The organism is Mediterraneibacter catenae, from assembly GCF_008691045.1.
Classification (GTDB): domain Bacteria; phylum Bacillota; class Clostridia; order Lachnospirales; family Lachnospiraceae; genus Mediterraneibacter; species Mediterraneibacter ornithocaccae.
Genome location: NZ_VMSO01000007.1, coordinates 43,273 through 66,319, shown reverse-complemented (window position 1 = coordinate 66,319; position 23,047 = coordinate 43,273). Strand labels below are relative to the sequence as shown.

Sequence of the window (23,047 nt, the reverse complement as noted above, 5' to 3'; positions counted from 1 at the left end):
TCATTGACAGGATAAAGGAAGGCATCGAATATATCATGAAGTCCAGACTGATGGTACTGATTATTGTATTCTGCCTGACTTCTTCCGTTCTGATCGGTCGTCTTTTTTATCTCCAGATCGTAAGAGGCGAGGAATACCTGGAGAATTATGAGCTGCAGATCAGAAGAACAAGCGAGATCGCAGCGACCAGAGGAAATATCTATGACAGAAACGGCAATCTTCTCGCCTATAATGAACTGGCATACTCTGTTACTATACAGGACACTGTACCTACTAATACATCTTCAGAAGATAAGAACGAGATACTCAACAATACGCTCGATCAGGTGCTTAGTATTGTAGAAAATAACGGAGATTCTGTCATAGACAGTTTTGGTATCATACTTGACTCGGCAGGAAATTATCAGTTTGCAGAGACAAATGAAACACTCAGACTTCGTTTTATCGCGGACGTATATGGACAGGCTTACACTGATGATCTGACTGAAGAACAGAAAAACCAGTCTGCTTCCGGAATCATGCATCACTTGTGTTCAAAACGTTACGGCCTGGATGACGAAAATAATGATCCGGAATATATTCTTAAAATGGTGAATATGCGTTATGCAATGGGGCTTAACAGCTACCAGCAGTTCCTCTCTACGACTCTCGCATCGGACGTCAGCGACGAGACTGTGGCCGCAATCATGGAGAATCAGAGTAAGCTTAACGGTGTGGATATTGAGGAAGAATCCCTGCGCCGTTATCCGGATGGAAAGTATTTTGCGTCTATTATCGGCTATATCGGGCCTATGTCGCAGGATGAATATGATAATCTTGCAGAAGATGAAAAAGACAAATATTCTCTGTCAGACCTTGTTGGAAAATCGGGTATCGAACAGGCATTTGACAGTACGCTCCAGGGAGTGAAAGGCAAATCTACATTTTATGTGGATAATCTGGGCAAAATAATCGAGACAGTAAGCAGGACTGACCCAAAAGCGGGGAATGATATATACCTGACAATCGACAAAGATCTTCAGATCAATGCGTACAATCTGCTTGAGGAAAAAATTGCAGGTATTGTTCTGAGTAAGCTGACTAATATATTGGATTATGATCCATCGGTCGAGAATGATGCGAGTGATATTATCATTCCGATAAGCGATGCATATCACGCTTTTATTGCGAATGAAGTAATTGACATGGATCATTTTGCCAATGATGAAGCAGGAACAGCGGAAAAAGCAGTTTATGCCGTATTCCAGAACAGCAAAGAATCAACCCTTTCCGGGATCATGTCACAGCTTGAAAGCCCGGATTCAGCGGCATACAAAGATCTGTCAGACGAAATGAAAGCATATATGTCCTATATCTGTAACGATGTACTTGCCGACAAGACGGGTATTTTGCTTACCAGTGAGATCGATACTTCCGACGAAACCTATATTGCATGGAGGACTGATGAAACAATAAGTCTTAATGCGTATTTAAATTATGCTATCTCGCAGAACTGGATTGACACATCAAAGTTAGGCGACAGCGCGTATTCCAGTTCGGAAGAGATATATCAGGCTCTTCTGACATATATTGAAGAATATTTGACGGATGACAGTGATTTCGACAAACTTCTCTACGAATATCTTATAAAATCAGGTAGTGTCACCGGAACACAGATCTGCGCGATCGTGTACGAACAGGGGGTACTGCCGATGGATGAAGACGCTTATAGCGGACTGCTCAGGGGAACTGTCGATTCTTACGGATGGCTGTATGATAAGATTCAGTCATTGGAGATTACGCCGGGACAGTTGGGACTCGAGCCGGGATCAGGAGGTCTTGTTGTAACAGATCCAAACACCGGCGACGTACTTGCTTGTGTTTCCTATCCAGGATATGACAACAACCGTCTGGCTAATACGATGGATTCGGCCTACTACAATCAGCTCAACAGTGGTACTTCACGACCGTTTTATAACAGAGCAACGCAGGAGGAGACTGCGCCGGGATCTACATTCAAGATGGTTTCTGCCACCGCGGGGCTGGAGGAAGGGATTGTCGATGCAGGCACAACTTTTTCCTGCAACGGTGTATTTTCAGAAGTTCAGCCCAGTCCCCGGTGCTGGGTATATCCAAACGGTCATGGATCACTCAATGCTGTTGGTGCAATCGAGAATTCATGCAACGTATATTTTTATAATATTGGATATGAACTCGGCATGGATTCAGAAGGAAATTATGACAGCACTCGCGGTACGGACCGTCTCGCAAAATATGCTGAAATGTATGGACTGGGAGAAAAATCAGGACTTGAGATTGATGAAGCAGCCCCGCATATATCTGATGAATATTCTATTCAGTCAGCAATCGGGCAGGGAAATAATAACTTTACAGTCAGTCAGCTTAACCGTTATGTTACAGCGGTGGCGAACAGAGGCACTGTTTATGACCTGACACTGATTGATAAAGTTACTGACTCCAGCGGCAGCCTGCTGAGAGATAATGAGGCAGAAGTCGTAAGAACGATGGACGATATCAGTTCGAGTACATGGGACCAGCTGCACCAGGGCATGGAACTGATGGTAAGCAGCCATGCAACATTTTCAGGACTGGATTTTTCTATGGCGGGAAAGACCGGAACGGCCCAGCAGAATGAGCTTCATGCAGACCATGCGCTTTTTGTAGGATATGCACCTGCTGATTCACCGGAGATATCTGTAGCAGTACGTATTGTAAACGGATATAACTCAGGTTATGCCTCCGAGATAGGAAGAGATGTGTCGCAGATCTACTTTAACCCGGATCTTAAAGATAAGCTGATCACCGGAGAAGCAGCAAATCTGGGAAGCGAGATGGCCGGCGATTAATACAACGTCAGAACTTATGCAGGAGGAAAACAATATGGGAGAGGTTATAGTCATTACATCAGGAAAAGGCGGTGTCGGCAAGACAACGACGACTGCAAATATCGGAATCGGACTGTCCATGCTGGGGAAAAAAGTGCTGGTCATTGATACTGATCTCGGGCTCAGGAATCTTGATGTAGTTATGGGACTTGAAAACCGGATTGTATATAATATCGTGGATGTGATAGAAGGAAGCTGCCGTCTGAAGCAGGCACTGATCAAAGACAAGCGGTTTCCGGAGCTTTATCTGCTTCCCTCGGCCCAGACTAAAGATAAGACAAGTATTTCTCCAGAGCAGATGAAGAAGCTGATTGAGGACATACGTGAAGACTTTGATTTTATTCTGCTTGACTGTCCTGCAGGAATCGAACAGGGATTCCAGAATGCCATAGCAGGGGCCGGCCGTTCGATTGTAGTTACTACGCCTGAAGTGTCTGCCATAAGGGATGCTGACAGGATCATTGGTCTGCTTGAAACATCCGGAATCAGGAAAAATGAACTCCTGATCAACCGGCTCCGCATTGATATGGTAAAAAGAGGGGACATGATGTCTGTAGATGATGTGACAGAAATACTGGCAGTAGATCTGTTGGGGGTTATACCGGACGATGAACAGGTGGTTATAGCTACTAATCAGGGGGAACCGGTAGTAGGCGAGGCAGGACTGGCCGGTTCTTCCTACATGAACATCTGCCGCAGGCTTCTCGGCGAAGAGGTGCCGATGGAAGATTATATGAAACCAGAGAGTCTCCTCGAAAAACTCTCCAGTCTCTTTCACAGGAATTAGGAGGGACTGAAAATGAGTGTACATTCTGTTTTTGTTGCGAAGGAAAGGCTTAAGAACCTGTTGATTGCGGACAGGATGCAATGTACACCGGATGCGGCAGATCGGCTGACAAAAGATCTGTATCTTACTGTTTCAAAATATATGGAAATCACCCCGGAATATTTCGATATAGAGATCACAAGGAGTGATATACATATTAAGTACGCGGGAGAAAACAAGTGAAATTTTTATTAAAAAAATTGAAACCACACTACAATATCAAAGATTATAAAATTGGCCTGGTCATATCAGTGGTCGCATTGTCAGTGATCGGTATCCTTATGGTGAGGAGTGCACGGCCTGATCTGATGAGCAGACAGCTTCTCGGAGTGCTGCTGGGGATTGGTGCCATGGTAGTGATCTCACTGATCGATTACAACTGGGTGTTGAATTTCTACTGGCCGATGTATTTCCTGAATCTTGCACTGCTGGCGGCAATCTGGATCCCCGGCCTTGGCGTCGAATCCAACGGAGCGCGCCGGTGGCTGAATCTTGGGATTACACAACTTCAGCCATCTGATTTGACAAAGATTCTTATGATACTATTCTTTGCCAGATTTCTTTCGGACCGAGAGAAATTGATTAACAATCCGAAAGTTATCCTTCAGGCTGTAGCGTTAATCCTGCCTTCCCTGGCCATGATAGTCTCGCAGCCGAATCTTTCAACAACTATTTGTGTTGCGGCTTTATTCTGCGCTCTGCTTTTTCTTGCCGGACTGAGCTATAAGTTCGTCGGGACAGTCCTCGCTATTACCGTACCGACCGTCGTGATTTTTCTGGCGATCGCTGTCCAGCCGAATCAGCCGTTTCTGCATGATTACCAGCAGGAACGTATTCTGGCGTGGCTGGAGCCGGAGAAATATGCGGATGACGAGTCGTACCAGCAGCTCAATTCTGTTATGGCTATAGGATCCGGACAGCTCTCGGGCAAAGGTTACAACAATGATGATACGACATCTGTAAAGAACGGTAATTTTGTATCCGAACCGCAGACAGACTTTATTTTTGCAATTATCGGAGAAGAATTAGGATTTGTGGGTTGTTGTGTCGTTATATTTTTGATATTATTAATTGTGATACAATGTATTATGGTTGGCTTGAAAGCGAAAGATACAGGGGGACGAATCATCTGCGGCGGCGTTGCCGCACTGATAGGGATACAGAGTTTTATCAATATCGGTGTGGCTACTTTGATCCTTCCGAATACAGGATTGTCGCTGCCCTTTGTAAGTTATGGACTGACTTCCGTTGTGTGCTTTTTTATGGGGATCGGTTTCGTATTGAATGTCGGTTTGCAGCCTAACAAATATCAATAAGGAGAGTGTGACGGTTATGAATATCGGTCTGATTGCACATGATGCGAAAAAAAAGCTGATGCAGAATTTCTGTATTGCCTACCGTGGAATACTCAGCAAACACGAGCTGTATGCTACGGAAACAACAGGAATCCTGGTCGAGAGCGTAACAAATTTAAGTATCCACAAGTTTCTGGCCGGACATCTGGGTGGAAAACAGCAGCTTGGTTCCCAGATCGAGCACAATAATATTGATCTGCTTATATTTTTCAGAGATCCTCTTGCGCCGCGTCCGCATGAGCCGGATGTAAATGATATTGTCAAGCTCTGTGATATGTATAATATACCGATAGCTACGAATATCGCGACAGCGGAGGCGCTGATCCTGGCACTGGACAGAGGTGATCTGGACTGGCGGGAGATGTACAAATAGAAAAATATACCAGGGGAAATAATAAAATGAATCAGGGGAAAAGAAGAATGTATGCAAGAAGGAGACGCAGGCGGCAGAGACGTGCTGCGGCTCTTTTGATCTGTTTTGCCGTTTTAACCGGTGTGATATTGGCAGGTGCCGTCATTATTTGGGGTCAGGTGAAAAACTATACGGTATCATATGAGTCTGACCATTTCAACACAAATGTATATCAGGGATCAATGTTTTCAAGTGATCTGTGCGTAGCGGCGGAGGAGGTCGATCTGGAAGGGTTTGAACCGGATGCCGATCTTCATGCAGCCGGTCTGTTTGACCTCGAAAACAAAAGCGTACTGTGTGGGTACAAGCTTTATGATAAGGTGTATCCGGCCAGTACAACGAAGATCATGACCGCTCTTCTGGCGCTGAAATACGGAAATATGGACGATGAAGTAACAGTCAGCGCAAATGCCACAGATTTTAACTGGGATGAAGTGACCAGCGGTCTGCGTACTGGAGATACGGTTTCAATGTATGATCTCGTATGCGGCCTGCTCCTGCACTCCGGAAATGACTGCGGAACGGCTATCGCAGAGCATATTGCCGGAAGCGAAGAGGCTTTTGCTGAGATGATGAACGAAGAAGCTGCATCGCTCGGAGCGACAGGTACACATTTTGTAAATCCTCATGGTCTGCATGATGAGAATCATTACACCACAGCGTATGATCTGTATCTGATCTTTAATGAATGTATTAAGGATGAACGTTTCGTCGAGATTATTTCCATGGATTCCTATGACGGGACACTCACCGGAGTGGACGGGACTGTCCGGAAGGAAACCTGGACGCCGACGCAGGCGTATGGCGCCGGTGAAGCGACAGAGCCGACCGGAATCCGTGTACTGGGAGGCAAGACTGGAACAACAGAGCTGGCCGGTAATTGTGTGATCCTCTATGATGAGGATTTGAACGAGCACCCGTATATTTCTGTTATTATGGGTGCAGACGGGCCTACAAGACTTTATGAGCAGATGAATGAACTTATGCAGGCGGGAATAACCGGCACAGATGCTTCGTCATCCGATGGGAATCAGCAGACAGAAGAATGAAGAACAGAAAGCCTTCGGGGCCGGACTGATACCGGAACCGAAGGCTTTTATACTCTGTAGTTATATATTATTCTGACATTCCTCTGATCCTGCCGAAGAAGCTGAGGAGATATAATCCGCAAAGACCTACAAGAGTATAGATGATCCTTGAAAGCCAGCTTAAATTTCCAAACAGAAAAGCGACAAGGTCAAAGCGAAAGATCCCTACAAGCAGCCAGTTGACCGCGCCAATGATCACGATCGTCAGTGCTGTGTAATCAAACCATTTCATTTTATTTCCTCCTTTTTCATCTCAATATTTGTATTATTCCCGTAAAAACTGGAAATATACATCAGAAAATGTTATACTGTTTGAGTTAAAATGATGAAAAAATAAAGACATCGGGGAGGTGCAGATCTGATTTGGCATCAAAAAAAAGCAAATCAGTTAATATAAAAAAATATAAAAAGAAGAAGGAGCTTAATCTCGGAATATTTTTATTTGCAATTGTGTTTATTTATCTGGTCGTAACAGTTATCCTCTATTTGACCGGGAACAAAATCTCGGTTTATGAAGTGAGAGAGGGAAGTATTGTACGGGACAATTCATATACCGGGCTTATTATAAGAGAAGAGTCTGCAGTGACGGCTGAATCGGGAGGGTATGTCAGCTATTACCAGAATGAAAACAGTAAAGTTAAAGCGGGGACAAATATTTACGCATTATCGGAGAAACCACTGAATACGGAAGAAAATACGTCGGAGTCAGAGGAGTCGGCCAGTGTGTCCCAGAGTACGCTTTCGAATATTATACTTCAAGTGCAGAATTTCAATGAAAATTATGATCCGGGTGATTTCTCGTCAGTATATTCGCTGAAAAATGGAATCAGCAGTTCACTTCAGGATACATACAGTGAGACGAGAATGGAACATCTCGATGCTGTGATAGCTGCCAGCGGTCAGGAAGTCAGTTCCTATACTACGGCTCAGGACGGTATTGTGGCTTTCACTGTGGACGGATATGAAACGCTTACAAAGGATACGTTTCAGGCAGAACATTTCGATGCAACAGAGTATGAGACTACTGTTCTTGCAGATCAGACGAAGATCAGCAGCGGTGATCCCGTATATCGGCTTATTACGAGCGAAAAGTGGTCAGTGATCGTTCCTCTTGACAAGGATACGGCTGAACAGCTTATATCCGATGAAGTTACAAGTATCCGGGTGAGGATAGATAAAGACAGCGAGACAATGAGAGCAGATTTTTCGGTTATAGAAAGGGATGGCTCTTATTACGGATGCCTTGACTTTGATAATTCAATGATACGTTATGCGGAAGAAAGATTTTTGAATGTCGAGCTGATCCTTGAGGATGAGAGCGGACTGAAAATACCTAAATCATCTGTTGTTGAGGAAGAGTTTTACGTTATTCCGGCCGACTATCTGACGACAGGCGGAAACAGCTCAGCAGAGGGGGTTATGATACAGCAGAAAAACGGAGGTGTGGAATTTACTGCCATAGATATTTTCGATGAATCAGATGACGGAGAAATCTATGTGAGCCGTGATGAGTTGAGTGAAGGAGATGTTCTTGTTAAGCCTGAGTCAAATGAAACCTATACGGTGGGTGAGACAAAATCTCTTCAGGGAGTCTACAATATTAACAGAGGATATGCAGTGTTCAAAAAAGTGGATATCCTCTGCGAGAATGATGAGTATTATATCGTCCAGGAGGGCGAAAGTTACGGACTATATAACTATGACCATATCGTCCAGAACGGAGAGAGTGTCAGCCCGGATGAGGTAGTGTTTCAATAGACGCTGCTAGGCAAAATGAGAAAGGAGTTACTGGAATGCTGAAAGAAAATCTGGAATCTGTAGAAGCAAAAATACAGGCGGCATGTGAAAGAGCCGGAAGAAAAAGAGAGGAAGTAACACTGATCGCTGTCAGCAAGACAAAACCGGTGAGTATGCTAAAAGAAGCATATGACCTGGGAGTACGTGTCTTTGGTGAAAATAAGGTACAGGAGATCCGGGATAAATACGAGGCTCTTCCGAAAGATATCGAATGGCATATGATCGGCCATCTGCAGACAAATAAGGTGAAATATATTGTTGATAAAGTAAGACTTATCCATTCGGTTGATTCCCTGAAACTGGCAGAAACAATTGAAAAAGAAGCCGAAAAACATAACTGCACGGCTGATATTCTGCTTGAAGTAAATGTAGCTGAGGAAGAAAGCAAATTTGGACTGAAAACAGAAAAAGTCCTTCCGCTGTACGATAAGATATTACAGTATTCTCACATTAATGTGCGGGGACTTATGACAATTGCACCTTTTGTTGAAAATCCCGAAAAAAATCGTACAATTTTTGCAGATTTACATAAATTATATGTTGACATTAAGGAAAAAAACATTGATAATGATACTGTGAGCATACTTTCGATGGGGATGACTAACGATTATGAGGTTGCGATCGAAGAAGGAGCCACAATGGTCCGGATCGGAACCGGGATCTTTGGTGCCAGAGATTACAGCATATAGACTGTTTTAACTGGAAAGAAAGTATGAAAGAATAAAGAGTGCCAGCGGCGACGGCACAGGATAGGAGTGTAAAAATGGGTGTATTTGATAAATTTCTGGACATCATGAAATTAAACGACGATGATTATGATGATGATGAATTTTATGATGATGACGAATTTTATGATGACGAAAATTATGAAGAAAAATCACAGCGTCGTTCATTGTTCGGAAAGAAAAATACAAAGGAAGATAATTACGACGATTTTGACATGGAAGAGGATAAAAAATTCCAGTCCTCTGCAAATAGTAACAAGGTAACACCGATGAGACATCCTTCCGTAAAGGCCAGCGGACATATGGAAGTATGTGTTGTAAAGCCGTCTTCTGTTGACGATTCGAGAGAGATTACAGAGACTCTTCTGTCAGGACGTACAGTCATCCTGAATCTTGAGGGGATGGATTTGGAGATCGCTCAGAGGATTATCGATTTTATTTCCGGTGCGACCTTTGCGATCAGCGGTAATCTTCAAAAAATTTCAAATTATATTTTCCTTGTAACACCTACTAATGTCGACATTTCCGGAGATCTGCAGGATCTGCTCGGCGGTTCTATGGAGACTGCGAGCGTCAGAGGAAGATATTAAGAGGACTATGATGAACCAGGATAAAGAGGTTCAGAACCTTGAAAAGCGTCTTGCTGAGCTATCGCGGACAGCTTACCAGAGGGATATTATTACATATTCGGATTTTTTAAATTTGAATGAACAGAACATATTACATACGCTGCCAAAAGACAGACTTTATACAAAGGTCGTATCTTTTGGCGGCTATGAGATGGCAGAGCGTCAGATGGCGGCATTCATCCCTGAGGCTCTTTATTTGCGTTACGGTAAAAGAGAACTTTCCATGGATGAAATCTGTTTCCCTTTCTGTGCTCTGAGAATTGCACCTGTGAACTTCAGGTTTGCCGAGGATCTCACCCATAGAGACTATCTCGGAGCGGTATTAAATCTCGGCATAGAACGCTCCAGGACAGGCGATATTATACCTGGTGAAAAGGGTGCGCTTTTATTTGTACATAATGATATTGCTGATTTTGTAAGCAAAGAGCTTACGAGAGTCAGACGCACGTCTGTCTCGGCTGCGCCACTATCTTTGAAAGAAGTGGAGTATACACCTAAATTTGAGGAAGTCCGGGGCACTGTAGCTTCGGTGCGTCTGGACAGCCTTCTCTCACTCGCTTTTTCGCAATCACGGAGCAGACTTTCCGGGCTGATTGAAGGCGCAAAGGTATATGTCAATGGACGGCTTATCACAAGCAATGGATACCAGCCGGAAGAAGGCGATATCATTTCCGTGCGTGGAATGGGAAAGTTCCGATATGAATATGCAGGAGGCAGGACACGCAAAAACAGACTCAGTGTTGTCATCAGCAGATATGTTTAGTCACCTCAGCCGGAGCAGGACAGACGATAATAGTAAGGATGGAATCAGGAAAATGGATCGACAGAATATTAAAAGTTATATCATCGCCCTTTTCGGGTTTGCCGCAGCGCTTATAGCAGATCAGCTGACGAAGTATCTGGCTGTTTTGAATCTGCAAAATAAGTCTGCAAAAGTGATCATTGATGGCGTATTTGAACTGCGCTATCTTGAGAACCGTGGTGCAGCATTTGGTATGATGCAGAATATGCAGTATTTCTTTGTGGCCGGAGCTGTTGTAGTCTGTGCTGTTGTTGTAGTCCTGTATATACGGATGCCTCATACAGCCAGGTATATGCCTCTTCGTGTGTGTGCAGTGCTATTGTGTGCAGGGGCGGCAGGAAATATGATCGACCGCATCAGGCTGAACTATGTGATCGACTTCTTTTACTTCAGGCTGATCGATTTTCCGATCTTTAATGTCGCGGACTGCTATGTGGTGATATCCTGTGTACTCTTTGCTCTGCTTATCCTGTTCTACTACAGAGAAGACGATGACTTTAAGTTTCTTGACAGGAAGAAAGGATGATCTTTACAGGATGGACAAAATAAATCTTACGTCCCAAAGTTCAGGGGAAAGGATCGACAGATTTTTGTGCAGAGATCTTGAGAGCCTTTCCCGTTCTTATATACAGAAACTTTTGAAAGACGGAAATATTATCGTAAACGGAAAATCGGTCAAAGCCAACTATAAGGTGGCGGAAGGGGATGAAATCAGCGTATATGTCCCGGATCCTGAGACTCTTGACATTGTGCCGGAGGATATCCCGCTGGACATTCTCTATGAAGATGACGATATCCTTGTTGTGAATAAACCGAAAGGAATGGTCGTACATCCGTCCCCCGGACATTACAGCCATACACTGGTGAATGCGATCCTCTATCACTGCGGAGACCGTCTGTCGGGAATAAATGGCGTTCTCCGTCCGGGAATCGTGCACAGGATCGATATGGATACGACCGGATCCCTGCTTGTGTGCAAGAATGACCGGGCTCATCAGATACTTGCTGAGGAATTAAAGGAGCATTCAATCACACGCCGTTATCATGCGATCGTACATGGCAATCTGAAAGCGGATACAGGTACGGTAAACGCACCGATCGGCAGACATCCGGTTGACCGCAAAAAGATGAGCACAAAGGCGCCAAACGGACGAAATGCCATAACACATTATAAGGTGCTGGAACGTTTTGGAAATTATACTTATATAGAGTGTGAGCTTGAGACAGGGCGGACACATCAGATCCGTGTACACATGTCCAGTATAGGTCATCCGATTTTGGGAGATACAGTGTACGGACCGGCAAAATGTCAGTTCAGGCTGCAGGGACAGAGTCTTCATGCTAAAATACTGGGCATTACGCATCCGACCACAGGAGAATATATGGAATTTGACGCTCCACTTCCCGAATATTTTTCTGATCTGCTGATGAGACTCAGGAGAAAATTATAATTTTTCCATTGTAATACGTTCAATGTATGGTTATAATAGTCATATAAGAGGTGATTTGACACTTGTTTTTTATGCAAAATCACAATTATATATGGCGTAAAGGAGTGTGACTTACAATGAAAACAAATACGATCATTACAATAGGACGTGAATTCGGAAGTGCAGGAAGAGAAATCGGTTATAAAGTGGCTGAAGCGTTCGGCATCAAACTGTATGACAAAGAGATGCTTGCCCGTGCAGCAAAAGAGAGTGGTATCTGTGAGGAAATATTTGAGACACATGATGAAAAACCGACAAACAGTTTCCTGTATTCTCTCGTGATGGATACATATTCGATGGGATATTCGGGAAATACGTATACCGATATGCCGATTAATCACAAAGTATTCCTGGCTCAATTTGATGCAATCAAAAAAATTGCAGACGAAGGTCCATGCATTCTGGTAGGACGCTGTGCAGATTATGCGCTGGAATCTTACAAAAACGTAGTCAGTGTATTTATACACGCAGATATGAATGCGCGCATCAGAAGAATTGCCAGAATATATGATCTGACAGATGCAAAGGCAAAGGATCTGATTATCAAGACAGACAAGAAACGTTCAAGCTATTATAACTACTATACAAATAAGAAATGGTCAGATGCGGAGAGCTATGAACTCTGTCTTACCAGTTCAGAGCTCGGAATCGAAGGAACTGCAAAGGCAATTATAGATTATGTCAGACTAAAAGAAAGTATTGGAAATGATGAGAGGCATATATAAAGCCTGTCGGGTATAGTAGTATCGACAAGTAAACTGGCAGAATGTCACAGAGATAAAGTTCTCCCGGCAGATAAAGGATGTATCTGCCGGGAGATATTTCATCCGGTTTTTCAATTGGTCCGCAGGGGCTGCCTTAATCGATGTCACTTTTTTCCCGTACGCGAATTGTCCGCTCCGGCCAGCCGGAAAGATTTCCTGAAAGAATTGCATGGAACATCCGTTCTCTCGCACCTGGATGCTCTGTGTTGAGCTGACGGAGCAGATCCTTTGCATATTGACGCTTTGTATAACCGTCTACAGGACACTTGCTTTTTACTACCGGCAGGTTGTACTTGTTTTTAAAGCCGATCACATCCATTTCATCAACATACATGAGAGGACGGATGACTGTGAGATCCATTCTGTCCAGATATGTTCTCGGAGAAAAAGAATGAAATCGTCCCTCGAAGATCAGGGAGAGTAGCATTGTTTCGATGATATCATCTTTGTGGTGAGCATATGCCACCTTATTGCATCCCATTTCCTTGATCGCCTCATTGAGTGCCCCCTTTCTCATTTTTGCACAGAGAGAACATGGATTACTCTCTTTTCGTACATTGAAGAGGATATTATAGATATCTGATTTGACGATTTTGTATGGCACTTCCATCTCACTGCAGAGCTGCTGAATCGGAGATAGATCAAAATCATCAAATCCAAGATCTACTGTGATGGCGCTGAGTTCGAATTTATTCGGATAAAAGCGCCGGAGACCGTGGAGAGCATAAAGGAGTGTCAGGCTGTCCTTTCCGCCGGATATTCCTACAGCAATATGATCGCCTTCCTGTATCATATTGTATTCGTCCACGGCTTTTCTTGTATAACTTAGTAAGCGCTGTAACTGCATATCTTTCTGATCCTTTCTCTTTTGATACATTTTTATATTATACTGATCCTTTCTCTTTTGATACATTTTTATATTATACTGATCAGAAGATATAATTACAAGAGGAGATACCTTGAATGAATATGAAGCAAGTCAGATTACCACAATTTCATGACCGGGCTGAGAGCGTGTGGGCACAGTTCCTGCAGGCACTCCCTGTTATAGTCTTTTTCCTGATCATGTTCTATTCGGTTATCTTCTTTTTCGGGATGGAGTATACAACGATTGCTTCTCTGGTTACGGTAATATTTCAGGGAAACTATAAAAAGAGAAAGGTTCCAACAGTGCCTCTGATCAGTCTGCTGCTCCAGCAGTTACTTCTTATGTGCTGAATCAGATCCAGGAGATGCTCCATCTCAAAAAGGAGAAAAAACTGAAAAATATCGAAGGAATGAAGTATCAGCGCTATATAGAAGGAGAGCCGGAACTTTCATCACTCATGACTCAGTATGCGCGCAATCTGTCCCGGCTCTATGTACTTGTCTTAAGAAGAGTGAGATAACAGAATTAATGGGAAATATCACACTTCGCGCAGCTTGACAGCACCAGCGGCTTTTCTGCGGCGGTTTTCATCGATAGCAGCGTAATGTTTCTTGGTCGTATTGACGTCTTTGTGGCCGAGAACATCGGCTACAAGATAGATATCGCCGGTTTCCTTATAAAGAGCCGTGCCGTAGGTGCTGCGGAGTTTGTGCGGAGTGATTTTCTTGTTCGGAGTCACCTCGCGGGCATATTTTTTGACCATGTTTTCTACGGCCTGTACACCCATACGTTTTCTCTGAGTGGAGAGAAAGAGCGCATTTTCATGACCTGGGAGCGGGAGAGTGGCTTTTCGTGTAGTATACATATATGTCTTAAGTGCATTTTCCACTTCATCCCCGAAATATACGACCATTTCATTTCCGCCCTTGCGTGTGACTTTAATCCCGTTATTTTTAAAATCGACATCCTGCAGATCCAGCCCGACACATTCAGATACACGGATTCCCGTACCCAGAAGAAGTGTCAGGATTGCCAGATCCCGGTTTTTTGTCTTTTCATAATATACTTTGCGCTGTCCGGTAAGATTATCGCCGCCATGTTCGACATAGTCAAGCAGCTTAGCCACCTCATCCGTTTCAAGGCGTATAATTGCTTTTTCATGTAATTTCGGCATATCTACGAGCAATGTCGGATTCTTTGATATCGCCTGTCTCTTATAAAAATAACTGTAAAAACTTCTAAGTGCCGACATCTTGCGCGCAAGGCCTTTCTCGGTATTTGTAATCTGTTTTTTTTCGTCGTTTTCATAGACTTTGAGATATTCCTGATATTCCTCAATATCTATAGGCTCCAGACGCTCCAGATCATGCAGCGTAAACTGATCGATCGTATAATTCTTGTATACAGGATTGTTTTCCATTAAAAAATGAAAGAAAACGCGTATATCATATGCATAAGAAATACGTGTCCTTGCAGATGTGGTCGGTTCGACTGCCCGGAAATAATCCTTTGCAAATGCCGGCAGAGTCTCAAGGATAGACCTGAGCCTCAATGTATTATCAATATATTTCTGTTCATGATAAGTTTTTGATGTTTCCATAGTTATATGTGCCCCTTATTGATCCAAAAACAATGTATTTACAATATTTATTATAGTTGAAAGGTATTAAATTGTCTATATCTTTTGGAAAAATCAGTATTTGTCGTATAGATTGAAATGCCATGATAAAAGACCGAAACAGACTCTTCTTTCGAATTAGGGTATTTCAAAAGCAGTCTTCCTTCTGTTCGGTCTTTTTAAGTGGGTGTATATATTATATCAATACATAGGGATGTATATTGATACCAAAATAAAAATGTATGTAACTTTAAAAATCTATCACATATATTATACCGGATTACTCCAGGTAAGCTGTATCATTGTATGCAATGATCAGATTCTGTCCAGCCTGAATATCATCAGAATGCAGGTTATTCATATCCTTGAGGACCTGTACGTATTCTGCAACAGAACTGTATTCATCAGTCATTGTATCTTCAGCAATATTCCAAAGTGTGTCGCCCGGATGGATCTCAATACTTTTATAATACTTGTATACAATATCGTCTGTGCCTGATTTTTCATGTGCAGATACAAAAAATGCACCGAATGAAACACATATAATCAATATTAAAATAACTCCGGCAAATAATCTCTTAAAACTTTTTTTCCCTGGACGTACTGAACTTCTCTTTCTCATCGTTAAATCCCCTTTTTAAACAGCATTTGAAATGCAATAATCACTTTACTCCATACAAAACAAATTGTATACAAGTATACTTACAATCGAACATCTATTTGCGCGAACAACTGTTCTGTAATTAGTATTATAATATGCGAACATCTGTTTGTCAACAAGAAAATCGAACATATTTTCGCAACAAATGTTTGCTTTTTCAGGTTTGCTGTGGTAGTATATTAAGTAGTAAAATTATCGGAGGGAATTATGTCAAAGGGAAAGATAAGTAAAAAACAACAGGAAATTTTAGAATATATCAAGATGCAGATTCTGCAGAGAGGATTCCCGCCGGCAGTACGTGAGATATGCGAGGCAGTTAACCTGAAGTCCACATCTTCTGTTCACTCGCATCTGGAGACGCTCGAGAAGAACGGATATATAAGAAGAGATCCTACGAAACCCAGAGCAATTGAAATACTGGATGACAATTTTAATCTTACGAGACGAGAGATGGTGAACGTACCGATCGTCGGTCAGGTTGCTGCAGGACAGCCGATCCTGGCTCAGGAGAATATCGAGGACTACTTCCCTATCCCGATCGAACATATGCCGAATAAACAGACTTTCATGCTGAAAGTAAAGGGAGAAAGCATGATCAACGCAGGTATATTGGACGGTGACATGGTTCTTGTGGAGGAAGACCAGACTGCTTCTAACGGAGATATGGTGGTGGCACTTGTAGACGACAGTGCTACTGTGAAGACTTTTTATAAGGAAGAAGGAGTTTACCGCCTTCAGCCTGAAAATGATTTTATGGACCCGATCATTGTGAAAGAGGTCTCTATTTTGGGAAAAGTGATCGGTGTGATCAGATTATTCAAGTAATGAAAAAAGCATGTGCTTCAATAAAGTGAAGTGCATGCTTTTTTAACATATCTGCTAATCTTCTTTCAGTTCTTCGAGTGTGATATTGCGTCCGTCTTTCCAGATCCTTTCCAGATCATAAAACAGGCGGTTTTCCTTGTCAAATACGTGGACAATGATATCGCCGAAATCAAGCAGTATCCAGCTTGAATTTGCGCGGCCCTCGCGCTGTTTCAGCGGATAACCTGCTTTGTGGAGCTCTTCTTCCACGTTGTCGACAAGAGCATTTACCTGACTGTCGCTGTTTCCGGTTGCGATGATGAAGTAATCAGCGAGTACGGATACGCCGGTGATATCGATGATTTTGATATCTTCGCCTTTTTTGTCACTGAGTGCATCATATGCGATGCGCGCCATCTCTTTTGACTGGTTCATTTCATACCTCCCTTTGCTTTATAGAAAATGATATATTGGTCATTTATTTTTTATAATATTCACAGGTGCTTATAGTCATGGGATCTACTGCTCTCCCACCGTCTTTTAAATAGCGGACTGTCCTCTGGGCAGACAGATATACCGCACGGTCGATATCCTGAAATACAATGCTGCGTATTTCAGCAAGTCCGGGGATGAGCTTGCGGTTCGGCTCGATATAATCGGCGATATAGATGATCTTCTCAAGCAGTGTCATTCCCGGTCTTCCGGTTGTATGATAAGTGATCGCGTCAATGATATCCTGATCTTCTATTTTATATTCATGTCTTGCCAGATATGCACCCAGTTTCGCATGGATGAGCGCCGGCATCTCCAGTTCTGAGTCAGTGAGACTGATCTTATATTTCCTGCACAGTTTGATCTGATCCTTTGAAGAACAGTATTTTCCGCAGTCGTGCAGCAATCCGGCCGTGAGTGCCTTCTGGATATCTTCGTCATAACACATCGCCAGAGATGATGCTGTATACATCACTCCGATCGTGTGCTCGAACCGTTCTTTTTTCAGTTTCTTGGAAAGATCCTTGCGGATATCCTTCAATTCTTCTGTCATTACCGTACGTCTCCTTTTACGCTTTTACTCTGATCGATGTTTGTAGAGAGATCTGGCGTGGATATATTCTGATACGACCTCAGGTACCATATAACGAATGCTCAGGTCCTGTGCTGCGCGCTCTCTTATAGTTGTCGATGAGATTTCTACCAGAGGAGCCTGCAGGAGTCTGATATCCGCCCCGTATTTCTCATGCAGATACTGTATCTGTACTTTCATGCTTTCTGCGTCCTTGTCATCCCGCATAGCTGCAAGGATCGTACAGGACGGGAAAATCTCCTGGAAATTCTTCCACTGTTCGATGGAGAACAGTGAATCAGCTCCGAGTATGAAGAAAAAGCTGTGCTCTGGATATGCCGCGCGAAGTGCTCTCATCGTACTGTAAGTATATGAGTGTTTTCCGGATGTCGCCTCATAGAGGTTCAGGCGGAAATAAGGGATATCATCCGTGGCAAGCCTCACCATCTCAATTCGGTCATCCAGAGAGACCCCGCTCTCATCGGTTGTCTTGTGGGGCGGATTTCCGTTTGGGAGAAACCATATCTCATCGAGCTGGAAATTCTCATAGGCAAATTCTCCGAGCAGGAGATGCCCGATGTGGATCGGATCAAAAGTACCGCCCATGATTCCTATTTTCATTGTATTCACCTGTATCTTTTAGTGTCTGATGTGTTTCGTCCGAAAGCATATTACTGTGGAAGCAAGATTTTCTTCTTGTCATCTTTTCCTTCGCGATAGAGCACAATCTTCTTACCGATGACCTGTACTATCTGTGAGCGGGTGCGCTCTGCGATTATTTCGGCAAGTTCACGGGGATCGTCAGCACAGTTTTTAAGGACGCTGATCTTGATCAGTTCCCGGGCTGCAAGAGCCTCTGAGATTGCTTCTGTGAGCCCCGGCGTCATGCTGGATTTACCTACCTGGAAGATAGGTTCCATTGTCATGGCCAGGCTTTTTAAATAAGCTCTTTGTTTTGTTGTCATTACCTTCTCCTTCTATATCTGTAAAGCGATGTTTACTGTATCATTTATAGTAGTCAAACTGAAGTCCGTACATCCTGACTGTGTCACCTTCCTGAATGCCTTTCGCCTCCAGTTCATCGAGGATGCCGGTTTCCTTTAAAAATTTCTGGAAAAATGCAAATCCCTTCTCTGAGTCAAGATTTGTATAGCCGAGCATCTTCTCGATCTTAGGCCCTTCTACGACGTACATATCATCCTGCACTTCTACAGTATACGGAAGTGATTCGTAGATTAATTCGTCCTCCGGGAAATACTCCTGCTCGAATACAACAGGTGTTCTGTCCATAGTATCGAGCTGTGAGCTCACATAATAGAGAAGCTCGGACACTCCTTTTCCGGTAGCACCGGAGATCGGAAATACACGTATTCCTTTCGGTTCAAATTCCTGTTTCAGGCGTTCGACGGGATCAGTGTCCGGATCATAGATAAGATCTGTCTTGTTGGCAGCAATAACCTGAGGACGTTTTGCTATTTCGGGATTATATGCCTCCAGTTCTGTATTAATTTTATAAATATCATCGATAGGATCTCTTCCTTCGGTCCCGGCAGCATCGACTACATGTATCATAAGTTTCGTGCGTTCGATATGCCGGAGAAATTCGTGTCCGAGTCCGACGCCTTCGGATGCCCCTTCAATAAGTCCCGGGATATCAGCCATTACAAAGCCTTTTGCTCCTTCAAGGTCCACAACTCCAAGGTTAGGCGTAAGTGTGGTAAAGTGATAATTGGCGATCTTCGGCTCTGCGTTTGTCACTCTGGACAGAAGTGTTGATTTGCCGACATTCGGAAAACCGATCAGGCCGACGTCGGCGATCACTTTGAGCTCCAGATTGACTTCGAGCTCGCGTGCCGGCTGACCGGGCTGTGCATATTTCGGTACCTGCATAGTTGCTGTTGCGAAGTGCTGATTGCCGAGGCCGCCTTTGCCGCCTTTTAAAACAACCTGACGGCGGTTCTCGCCTGACATATCAGCGATCACTTTGCCGGATGAGGCTTCCTTAATGACAGTACCTTCCGGTACATACAGCACAAGATCCTTGCCGTCCTTTCCGTGACAGCGGCGTTTTCCGCCCGGTTCTCCGTCTCCGGCTGCATATTTGCGTCTGTGCCGGTAATCAGACAGTGTGTTGAGACCTTCGTCTACCTCGAAGATCAGGTCGCCGCCGCGGCCGCCGTCACCGCCGTCCGGTCCGCCGTTGGGCACGTACAATTCTCTTCGGAAACTGCAGTGTCCGTCACCGCCTTTTCCGGATCTGATATATATTTTAGCTCTGTCAGCGAACATAACGTCTCCTTTTCTCTGATAATGTGATAAAAGCCCCAGACTGTATATGTCTGGGGCCTGACTGTTTTACTCAGCTACCGGATAGATAGAAACCTGTTTCTTATCTCTTCCTTTTCTCTCGTATCTTACGACACCGTCTACCAGTGCAAACAGAGTGTCATCTCCACCGCGTCCTACGTTCACACCCGGGTGAATCTTTGTGCCGCGCTGTCTGTAGAGGATGTTTCCGGCTTTTACAAACTGTCCGTCAGCTCTCTTCGCACCCAGTCTCTTGGCCTCGGAATCACGTCCGTTCTTTGTAGAACCAACTCCCTTTTTATGAGCAAAAAACTGAAGATTCATTTTCATCATGGTTCTTACACCTCCTTGAAAATAATGTCAATGTATGGTTCGTATTCATTGCTGTCCTCTATCTGTTCCAGACCGAGAACCATGGAATCCAGCAAAAGTGAGGCATCATGCGAGGGTATCTGCCTGAATCGAAATTCAATTGTACCCGACTCCTCATCAGATACACTGCTCGTCCTGTCATCTGTAAAACGGTCAATCGAGTTGATCGTATTGATGACGATCGCAGAAACTGCCGCGCATACGACATCATTTCCGGAATCGGAATATCCAGCGTGTCCTGATATGTCAAAGCCTGCATATTCATGCCTGTCGGTCTTATAAATGGTTACCCTGATCATATGGAATGATTACGCATTGATCTTGTCGATCTTAACAGCCGTGTACTGCTGTCTGTGACCGTTTTTCTTATGGTAGCCTGTTTTTCTCTTGTACTTGTAAACGACAACTTTTTTCGCTTTTCCGTCACCGATTACAGAAGCTGTAACTGTTGCACCTTCAACAGTCGGATTACCAACGACCAGCTTGTCATTATTTACAGCGAGAACCTGGTCAAATGTGTAAGTCTCTCCGGCATTCACACCAAGTTTCTCTACTTTAATGATATCGCCTTCAGCTACTTTGTACTGTTTACCACCTGTTGCTATAATCGCGTACATATGGCACCTCCTATAAACATTACTCGCCAGCTTCGGTGTCTGCCGGGATGGCAGATCTTGTATAACCTCGCTGTGCGGCATACTAGTGTAGTATAGCATATGGATTTTTATCCAGTCAATACTTTTCAGGTAAATTTTTCAGTTTTTCGTAACAGTATTCAATGATACTCCTGCGCGTTACAATTCCGATGAACTTTTTCTGATCGTCAACTACCGGCACAAAGTTCTGATCCATGGATTTGCGTATTAGGTCTTCCATGTCAGAGTCTATGGAAACCGGAGCATAATCCGCTTTACGCGGAAAGTCCTGGATAAATATGTTCTCTGCTTCTTTCAGGTTCAGATTTGTATATCTTTTGATCCCCCAGAGAAGATCGCCTTCCGTGATCGTTCCTACATACTCTCCTGCCTTGTTTAACATGGGAATGGAAGCGTATTTATGATATTCCATTGTCTCAAGGACCTGGCGCAGAGTGCCGTAGTCATATACATATGCAACTTCGCTTTTCGGTTTTAAAAAGAACAGGATATTCATCTTAAATGTGTCTCGCCTTTCCTAAATCTGAGTAAGAACAAAAATCTCGTATAATGCTCGTATGGCAGCCTTGAAGTCTTCATGGCGTACACCGATAATGATGTTCAGCTCACTGGAGCCCTGGTCGATCATTTTGACATTGATATGAGCGTGCGCCAGTGCAGAGAAGATCCTTCCGGCAGTTCCTCTTGTAGATTTCATGCCGCGTCCTACGACTGCGATCAGCGCAAGATCAGACTCAAGTTCAATATGATCCGGATTTACTGTCTTATTAATGTCAGAGAGGATTTTCTGCTCTTTGTCTTCAAAAGAATCCTTATTGACAAAAATCGACATTGTATCAATGCCGGACGGCATATGTTCGATAGATACGCCGTTGTCCTCAAAGATCTGAAGTACTTTCCGGCAGAATCCGACTTCTGAATTCATCATTGCCTTCTCTACTGTGATCGCGGCAAATCCGTCCGTTCCCGCGATACCTGTAATCGTGTACTTCGGCTGGCGGCAGGTGCTTTCCACGATGAGAGTTCCTTTGTCCTGCGGTCTGTTTGTGTTCCGGATATTGATCGGAATACCTGCTTTTCTTACAGGGAAGATCGCGTCCTCGTGCAGTACGCTCGCGCCCATGTAAGAAAGCTCACGCAGCTCTTTATAAGTGATCGTCTCGATAGATTTCGGGCTTTTGACGATTCGCGGATCTGCAATCAGGAATCCGGATACATCAGTCCAGTTTTCATAAAGATCTGCCCCGACTGCAAGTGCCACAAGAGAACCGGTGATATCAGAACCGCCTCGGGAGAATGTTACGACTTCCCCGTCTGCCTTCGCTCCGTAGAATCCCGGGATTACTGCTGCCGGCATGTGCTCCAGCCTTCTTGAGAGCAGCTCATTTGTCGTGTCTGCATCAAATTCACCTTTGTCGTCAAAACGAACGACTTCTGCGGCATCGACAAAGTCAAAGCCAAGATAGGACGCCATAATCTTTCCATTTAAAAATTCACCTCTTGAGGCTGCATAGTCCTGACCTGCATGATTGCTGAAATCCTCACTGATCTTTTCAAAATCGTTCTCCAGTGAAAAGGAGAGGTTCAGCCCGTCTATGATTTCCTGATAGCGCTCTTTGATCTGTGACAGCTGCTCTGAAAAATCATTGCCGTTTACTGCGGACTCATAGCAGGAATAAAGCATATCCGTCACTTTAATGTCGCTGGAAAAGCGCTTGCCGGGTGCTGACGGAACTACGTACCTCCTGGATTCGTCCTCTGTGATGATCGCGCCGACCTTTTTGAACTGCTCGGCATTTGCCAGAGAACTGCCTCCGAACTTAACCACTTTCTTCATTTCTTCATTTCCTCCAAATGTGTCTCTTCATTAAATAATAGATATCTGTCATTCTCGTAACAGTACGCCCGCGCTCATCCTTAAGCGG

The 23,047-nt window shown here is 43.9% G+C and carries 30 protein-coding genes; 16 read left to right on the top strand and 14 right to left on the bottom strand.

Annotation, left to right across the window (positions count from 1 at the left end; translation table 11 throughout):
* Positions 1 to 35 precede the first annotated feature (35 nt).
* From FNY66_RS07140 to FNY66_RS07115, 6 genes are read left to right on the top strand one after another with little or no spacing between them, the layout of a single operon-like run.
* A complete protein-coding gene (locus tag FNY66_RS07140; protein WP_190324807.1) occupies positions 36 to 2,846 on the top strand; it encodes a penicillin-binding transpeptidase domain-containing protein in 2,811 nt (936 codons plus the stop codon).
* Positions 2,847 to 2,880: 34 nt separating this feature from the next.
* Positions 2,881 to 3,672: a septum site-determining protein MinD gene (gene minD / locus FNY66_RS07135; RefSeq protein WP_150310701.1), complete on the top strand. Its 792-nt coding sequence runs from the start codon at positions 2,881 to 2,883 to the stop codon at positions 3,670 to 3,672.
* A 12-nt stretch (positions 3,673 to 3,684) separates the two neighbouring features.
* Positions 3,685 to 3,894 carry a cell division topological specificity factor MinE gene (locus FNY66_RS07130; protein ID WP_150310700.1) on the top strand — a complete coding sequence of 70 codons (210 nt, stop codon included), beginning with the start codon at positions 3,685 to 3,687 and terminating at the stop codon, positions 3,892 to 3,894.
* The gene (locus FNY66_RS07125; protein ID WP_150310699.1) at positions 3,891 to 5,027 is read left to right on the top strand and encodes an FtsW/RodA/SpoVE family cell cycle protein; all 1,137 of its coding nucleotides are present in this window, start codon (positions 3,891 to 3,893) and stop codon (positions 5,025 to 5,027) included. Before FNY66_RS07130 ends, FNY66_RS07125 begins: the two co-directional genes overlap by 4 nt.
* A 16-nt stretch (positions 5,028 to 5,043) precedes the next feature.
* The gene (locus tag FNY66_RS07120; protein ID WP_087150473.1) at positions 5,044 to 5,439 is read left to right on the top strand and encodes a methylglyoxal synthase; all 396 of its coding nucleotides are present in this window, start codon (positions 5,044 to 5,046) and stop codon (positions 5,437 to 5,439) included.
* Positions 5,440 to 5,465: 26 nt separating this feature from the next.
* Positions 5,466 to 6,527: a D-alanyl-D-alanine carboxypeptidase family protein gene (locus FNY66_RS07115; RefSeq protein ID WP_150310698.1), complete on the top strand. Its 1,062-nt coding sequence runs from the start codon at positions 5,466 to 5,468 to the stop codon at positions 6,525 to 6,527.
* A gap of 67 nt (positions 6,528 to 6,594) precedes the next feature.
* Here the strand turns inward: FNY66_RS07115 and FNY66_RS07110 are convergent, their stop codons facing one another.
* On the bottom strand, positions 6,595 to 6,798 hold the full coding sequence (locus FNY66_RS07110; protein WP_087150471.1) for a DUF378 domain-containing protein: 204 nt from the start codon (positions 6,796 to 6,798) through the stop codon (positions 6,595 to 6,597).
* Positions 6,799 to 6,929: 131 nt separating this feature from the next.
* Between FNY66_RS07110 and FNY66_RS07105 the strand changes: the two genes are divergently transcribed.
* The 7 genes from FNY66_RS07105 (at position 6,930) to FNY66_RS07075 (ending at position 12,734) form a co-directional block, all read left to right on the top strand.
* Positions 6,930 to 8,324 carry an HlyD family efflux transporter periplasmic adaptor subunit gene (locus FNY66_RS07105; protein ID WP_150310697.1) on the top strand — a complete coding sequence of 465 codons (1,395 nt, stop codon included), beginning with the start codon at positions 6,930 to 6,932 and terminating at the stop codon, positions 8,322 to 8,324.
* A gap of 35 nt (positions 8,325 to 8,359) precedes the next feature.
* Positions 8,360 to 9,052 carry a YggS family pyridoxal phosphate-dependent enzyme gene (locus tag FNY66_RS07100; RefSeq protein WP_087150469.1) on the top strand — a complete coding sequence of 231 codons (693 nt, stop codon included), beginning with the start codon at positions 8,360 to 8,362 and terminating at the stop codon, positions 9,050 to 9,052.
* A 74-nt stretch (positions 9,053 to 9,126) separates the two neighbouring features.
* Positions 9,127 to 9,678, top strand: coding sequence for a cell division protein SepF (locus FNY66_RS07095; protein ID WP_150310696.1), 552 nt, complete (start codon positions 9,127 to 9,129; stop codon positions 9,676 to 9,678).
* A gap of 10 nt (positions 9,679 to 9,688) precedes the next feature.
* A complete protein-coding gene (locus FNY66_RS07090) occupies positions 9,689 to 10,480 on the top strand; it encodes a YlmH family RNA-binding protein (protein WP_164488311.1) in 792 nt (263 codons plus the stop codon).
* 52 nt (positions 10,481 to 10,532) lie between these two features.
* Positions 10,533 to 11,045 (top strand): signal peptidase II, encoded by a 513-nt coding sequence (gene lspA / locus FNY66_RS07085; protein WP_150310695.1) that lies wholly within the window; start codon positions 10,533 to 10,535, stop codon positions 11,043 to 11,045.
* Positions 11,046 to 11,055: 10 nt separating this feature from the next.
* A complete protein-coding gene (locus FNY66_RS07080; protein WP_087150533.1) occupies positions 11,056 to 11,970 on the top strand; it encodes an RluA family pseudouridine synthase in 915 nt (304 codons plus the stop codon).
* Between the two features lie 116 nt (positions 11,971 to 12,086).
* Positions 12,087 to 12,734, top strand: coding sequence for a cytidylate kinase-like family protein (locus FNY66_RS07075; RefSeq protein ID WP_087150465.1), 648 nt, complete (start codon positions 12,087 to 12,089; stop codon positions 12,732 to 12,734).
* Between the two features lie 133 nt (positions 12,735 to 12,867).
* Here the strand turns inward: FNY66_RS07075 and FNY66_RS07070 are convergent, their stop codons facing one another.
* Positions 12,868 to 13,620 (bottom strand): tRNA 2-thiocytidine biosynthesis TtcA family protein, encoded by a 753-nt coding sequence (locus FNY66_RS07070; protein WP_150310694.1) that lies wholly within the window; start codon positions 13,618 to 13,620, stop codon positions 12,868 to 12,870.
* 116 nt (positions 13,621 to 13,736) lie between these two features.
* Here FNY66_RS07070 and FNY66_RS07065 point away from each other — a divergent pair, with 116 nt between their 5' ends.
* Positions 13,737 to 13,991 (top strand): hypothetical protein, encoded by a 255-nt coding sequence (locus FNY66_RS07065; protein WP_150310693.1) that lies wholly within the window; start codon positions 13,737 to 13,739, stop codon positions 13,989 to 13,991.
* The gene (locus FNY66_RS15470) at positions 13,985 to 14,161 is read left to right on the top strand and encodes a hypothetical protein (RefSeq protein ID WP_190324804.1); all 177 of its coding nucleotides are present in this window, start codon (positions 13,985 to 13,987) and stop codon (positions 14,159 to 14,161) included. The genes FNY66_RS07065 and FNY66_RS15470 overlap by 7 nt, the downstream gene beginning before the upstream one ends.
* A gap of 18 nt (positions 14,162 to 14,179) precedes the next feature.
* Here the strand turns inward: FNY66_RS15470 and FNY66_RS07060 are convergent, their stop codons facing one another.
* Both FNY66_RS07060 and yneA read right to left on the bottom strand, forming a co-directional pair.
* Positions 14,180 to 15,241, bottom strand: a complete 1,062-nt coding sequence (locus FNY66_RS07060) for a tyrosine-type recombinase/integrase (protein ID WP_150310692.1) — start codon at positions 15,239 to 15,241, stop codon at positions 14,180 to 14,182.
* 298 nt (positions 15,242 to 15,539) lie between these two features.
* Positions 15,540 to 15,881 (bottom strand): cell division suppressor protein YneA, encoded by a 342-nt coding sequence (yneA, locus tag FNY66_RS07055; protein WP_150310691.1) that lies wholly within the window; start codon positions 15,879 to 15,881, stop codon positions 15,540 to 15,542.
* Between the two features lie 246 nt (positions 15,882 to 16,127).
* Here yneA and lexA point away from each other — a divergent pair, with 246 nt between their 5' ends.
* On the top strand, positions 16,128 to 16,745 hold the full coding sequence (lexA, locus tag FNY66_RS07050) for a transcriptional repressor LexA (RefSeq protein WP_087150460.1): 618 nt from the start codon (positions 16,128 to 16,130) through the stop codon (positions 16,743 to 16,745).
* A gap of 54 nt (positions 16,746 to 16,799) precedes the next feature.
* On the opposite strand, the gene rsfS is transcribed toward lexA, so the two are convergent.
* The 10 genes from rsfS to FNY66_RS07000 form a co-directional block, all read right to left on the bottom strand.
* Positions 16,800 to 17,159, bottom strand: a complete 360-nt coding sequence (rsfS, locus tag FNY66_RS07045) for a ribosome silencing factor (RefSeq protein WP_150310690.1) — start codon at positions 17,157 to 17,159, stop codon at positions 16,800 to 16,802.
* A gap of 43 nt (positions 17,160 to 17,202) precedes the next feature.
* On the bottom strand, positions 17,203 to 17,769 hold the full coding sequence (gene yqeK, locus FNY66_RS07040; RefSeq protein ID WP_087150458.1) for a bis(5'-nucleosyl)-tetraphosphatase (symmetrical) YqeK: 567 nt from the start codon (positions 17,767 to 17,769) through the stop codon (positions 17,203 to 17,205).
* Positions 17,770 to 17,793: 24 nt separating this feature from the next.
* The gene (gene nadD / locus FNY66_RS07035) at positions 17,794 to 18,408 is read right to left on the bottom strand and encodes a nicotinate-nucleotide adenylyltransferase (protein ID WP_150310689.1); all 615 of its coding nucleotides are present in this window, start codon (positions 18,406 to 18,408) and stop codon (positions 17,794 to 17,796) included.
* Positions 18,409 to 18,458: 50 nt separating this feature from the next.
* On the bottom strand, positions 18,459 to 18,752 hold the full coding sequence (gene yhbY / locus FNY66_RS07030; RefSeq protein WP_087150456.1) for a ribosome assembly RNA-binding protein YhbY: 294 nt from the start codon (positions 18,750 to 18,752) through the stop codon (positions 18,459 to 18,461).
* 40 nt (positions 18,753 to 18,792) lie between these two features.
* Positions 18,793 to 20,076: a GTPase ObgE gene (gene obgE / locus FNY66_RS07025; protein ID WP_087150455.1), complete on the bottom strand. Its 1,284-nt coding sequence runs from the start codon at positions 20,074 to 20,076 to the stop codon at positions 18,793 to 18,795.
* 66 nt (positions 20,077 to 20,142) lie between these two features.
* Positions 20,143 to 20,427 carry a 50S ribosomal protein L27 gene (gene rpmA / locus FNY66_RS07020; RefSeq protein WP_087150454.1) on the bottom strand — a complete coding sequence of 95 codons (285 nt, stop codon included), beginning with the start codon at positions 20,425 to 20,427 and terminating at the stop codon, positions 20,143 to 20,145.
* A 5-nt stretch (positions 20,428 to 20,432) separates the two neighbouring features.
* Entirely contained in the window at positions 20,433 to 20,765 is a 333-nt protein-coding gene (locus FNY66_RS07015) for a ribosomal-processing cysteine protease Prp (RefSeq protein ID WP_150310688.1), read from the bottom strand.
* A gap of 9 nt (positions 20,766 to 20,774) precedes the next feature.
* Positions 20,775 to 21,083 carry a 50S ribosomal protein L21 gene (gene rplU / locus FNY66_RS07010; RefSeq protein ID WP_087150452.1) on the bottom strand — a complete coding sequence of 103 codons (309 nt, stop codon included), beginning with the start codon at positions 21,081 to 21,083 and terminating at the stop codon, positions 20,775 to 20,777.
* Positions 21,084 to 21,198: 115 nt separating this feature from the next.
* A complete protein-coding gene (locus tag FNY66_RS07005; protein WP_087150451.1) occupies positions 21,199 to 21,618 on the bottom strand; it encodes a CBS domain-containing protein in 420 nt (139 codons plus the stop codon).
* A 21-nt stretch (positions 21,619 to 21,639) separates the two neighbouring features.
* A complete protein-coding gene (locus FNY66_RS07000; protein ID WP_087150532.1) occupies positions 21,640 to 22,959 on the bottom strand; it encodes an aspartate kinase in 1,320 nt (439 codons plus the stop codon).
* Positions 22,960 to 23,047 lie beyond the last annotated feature (88 nt).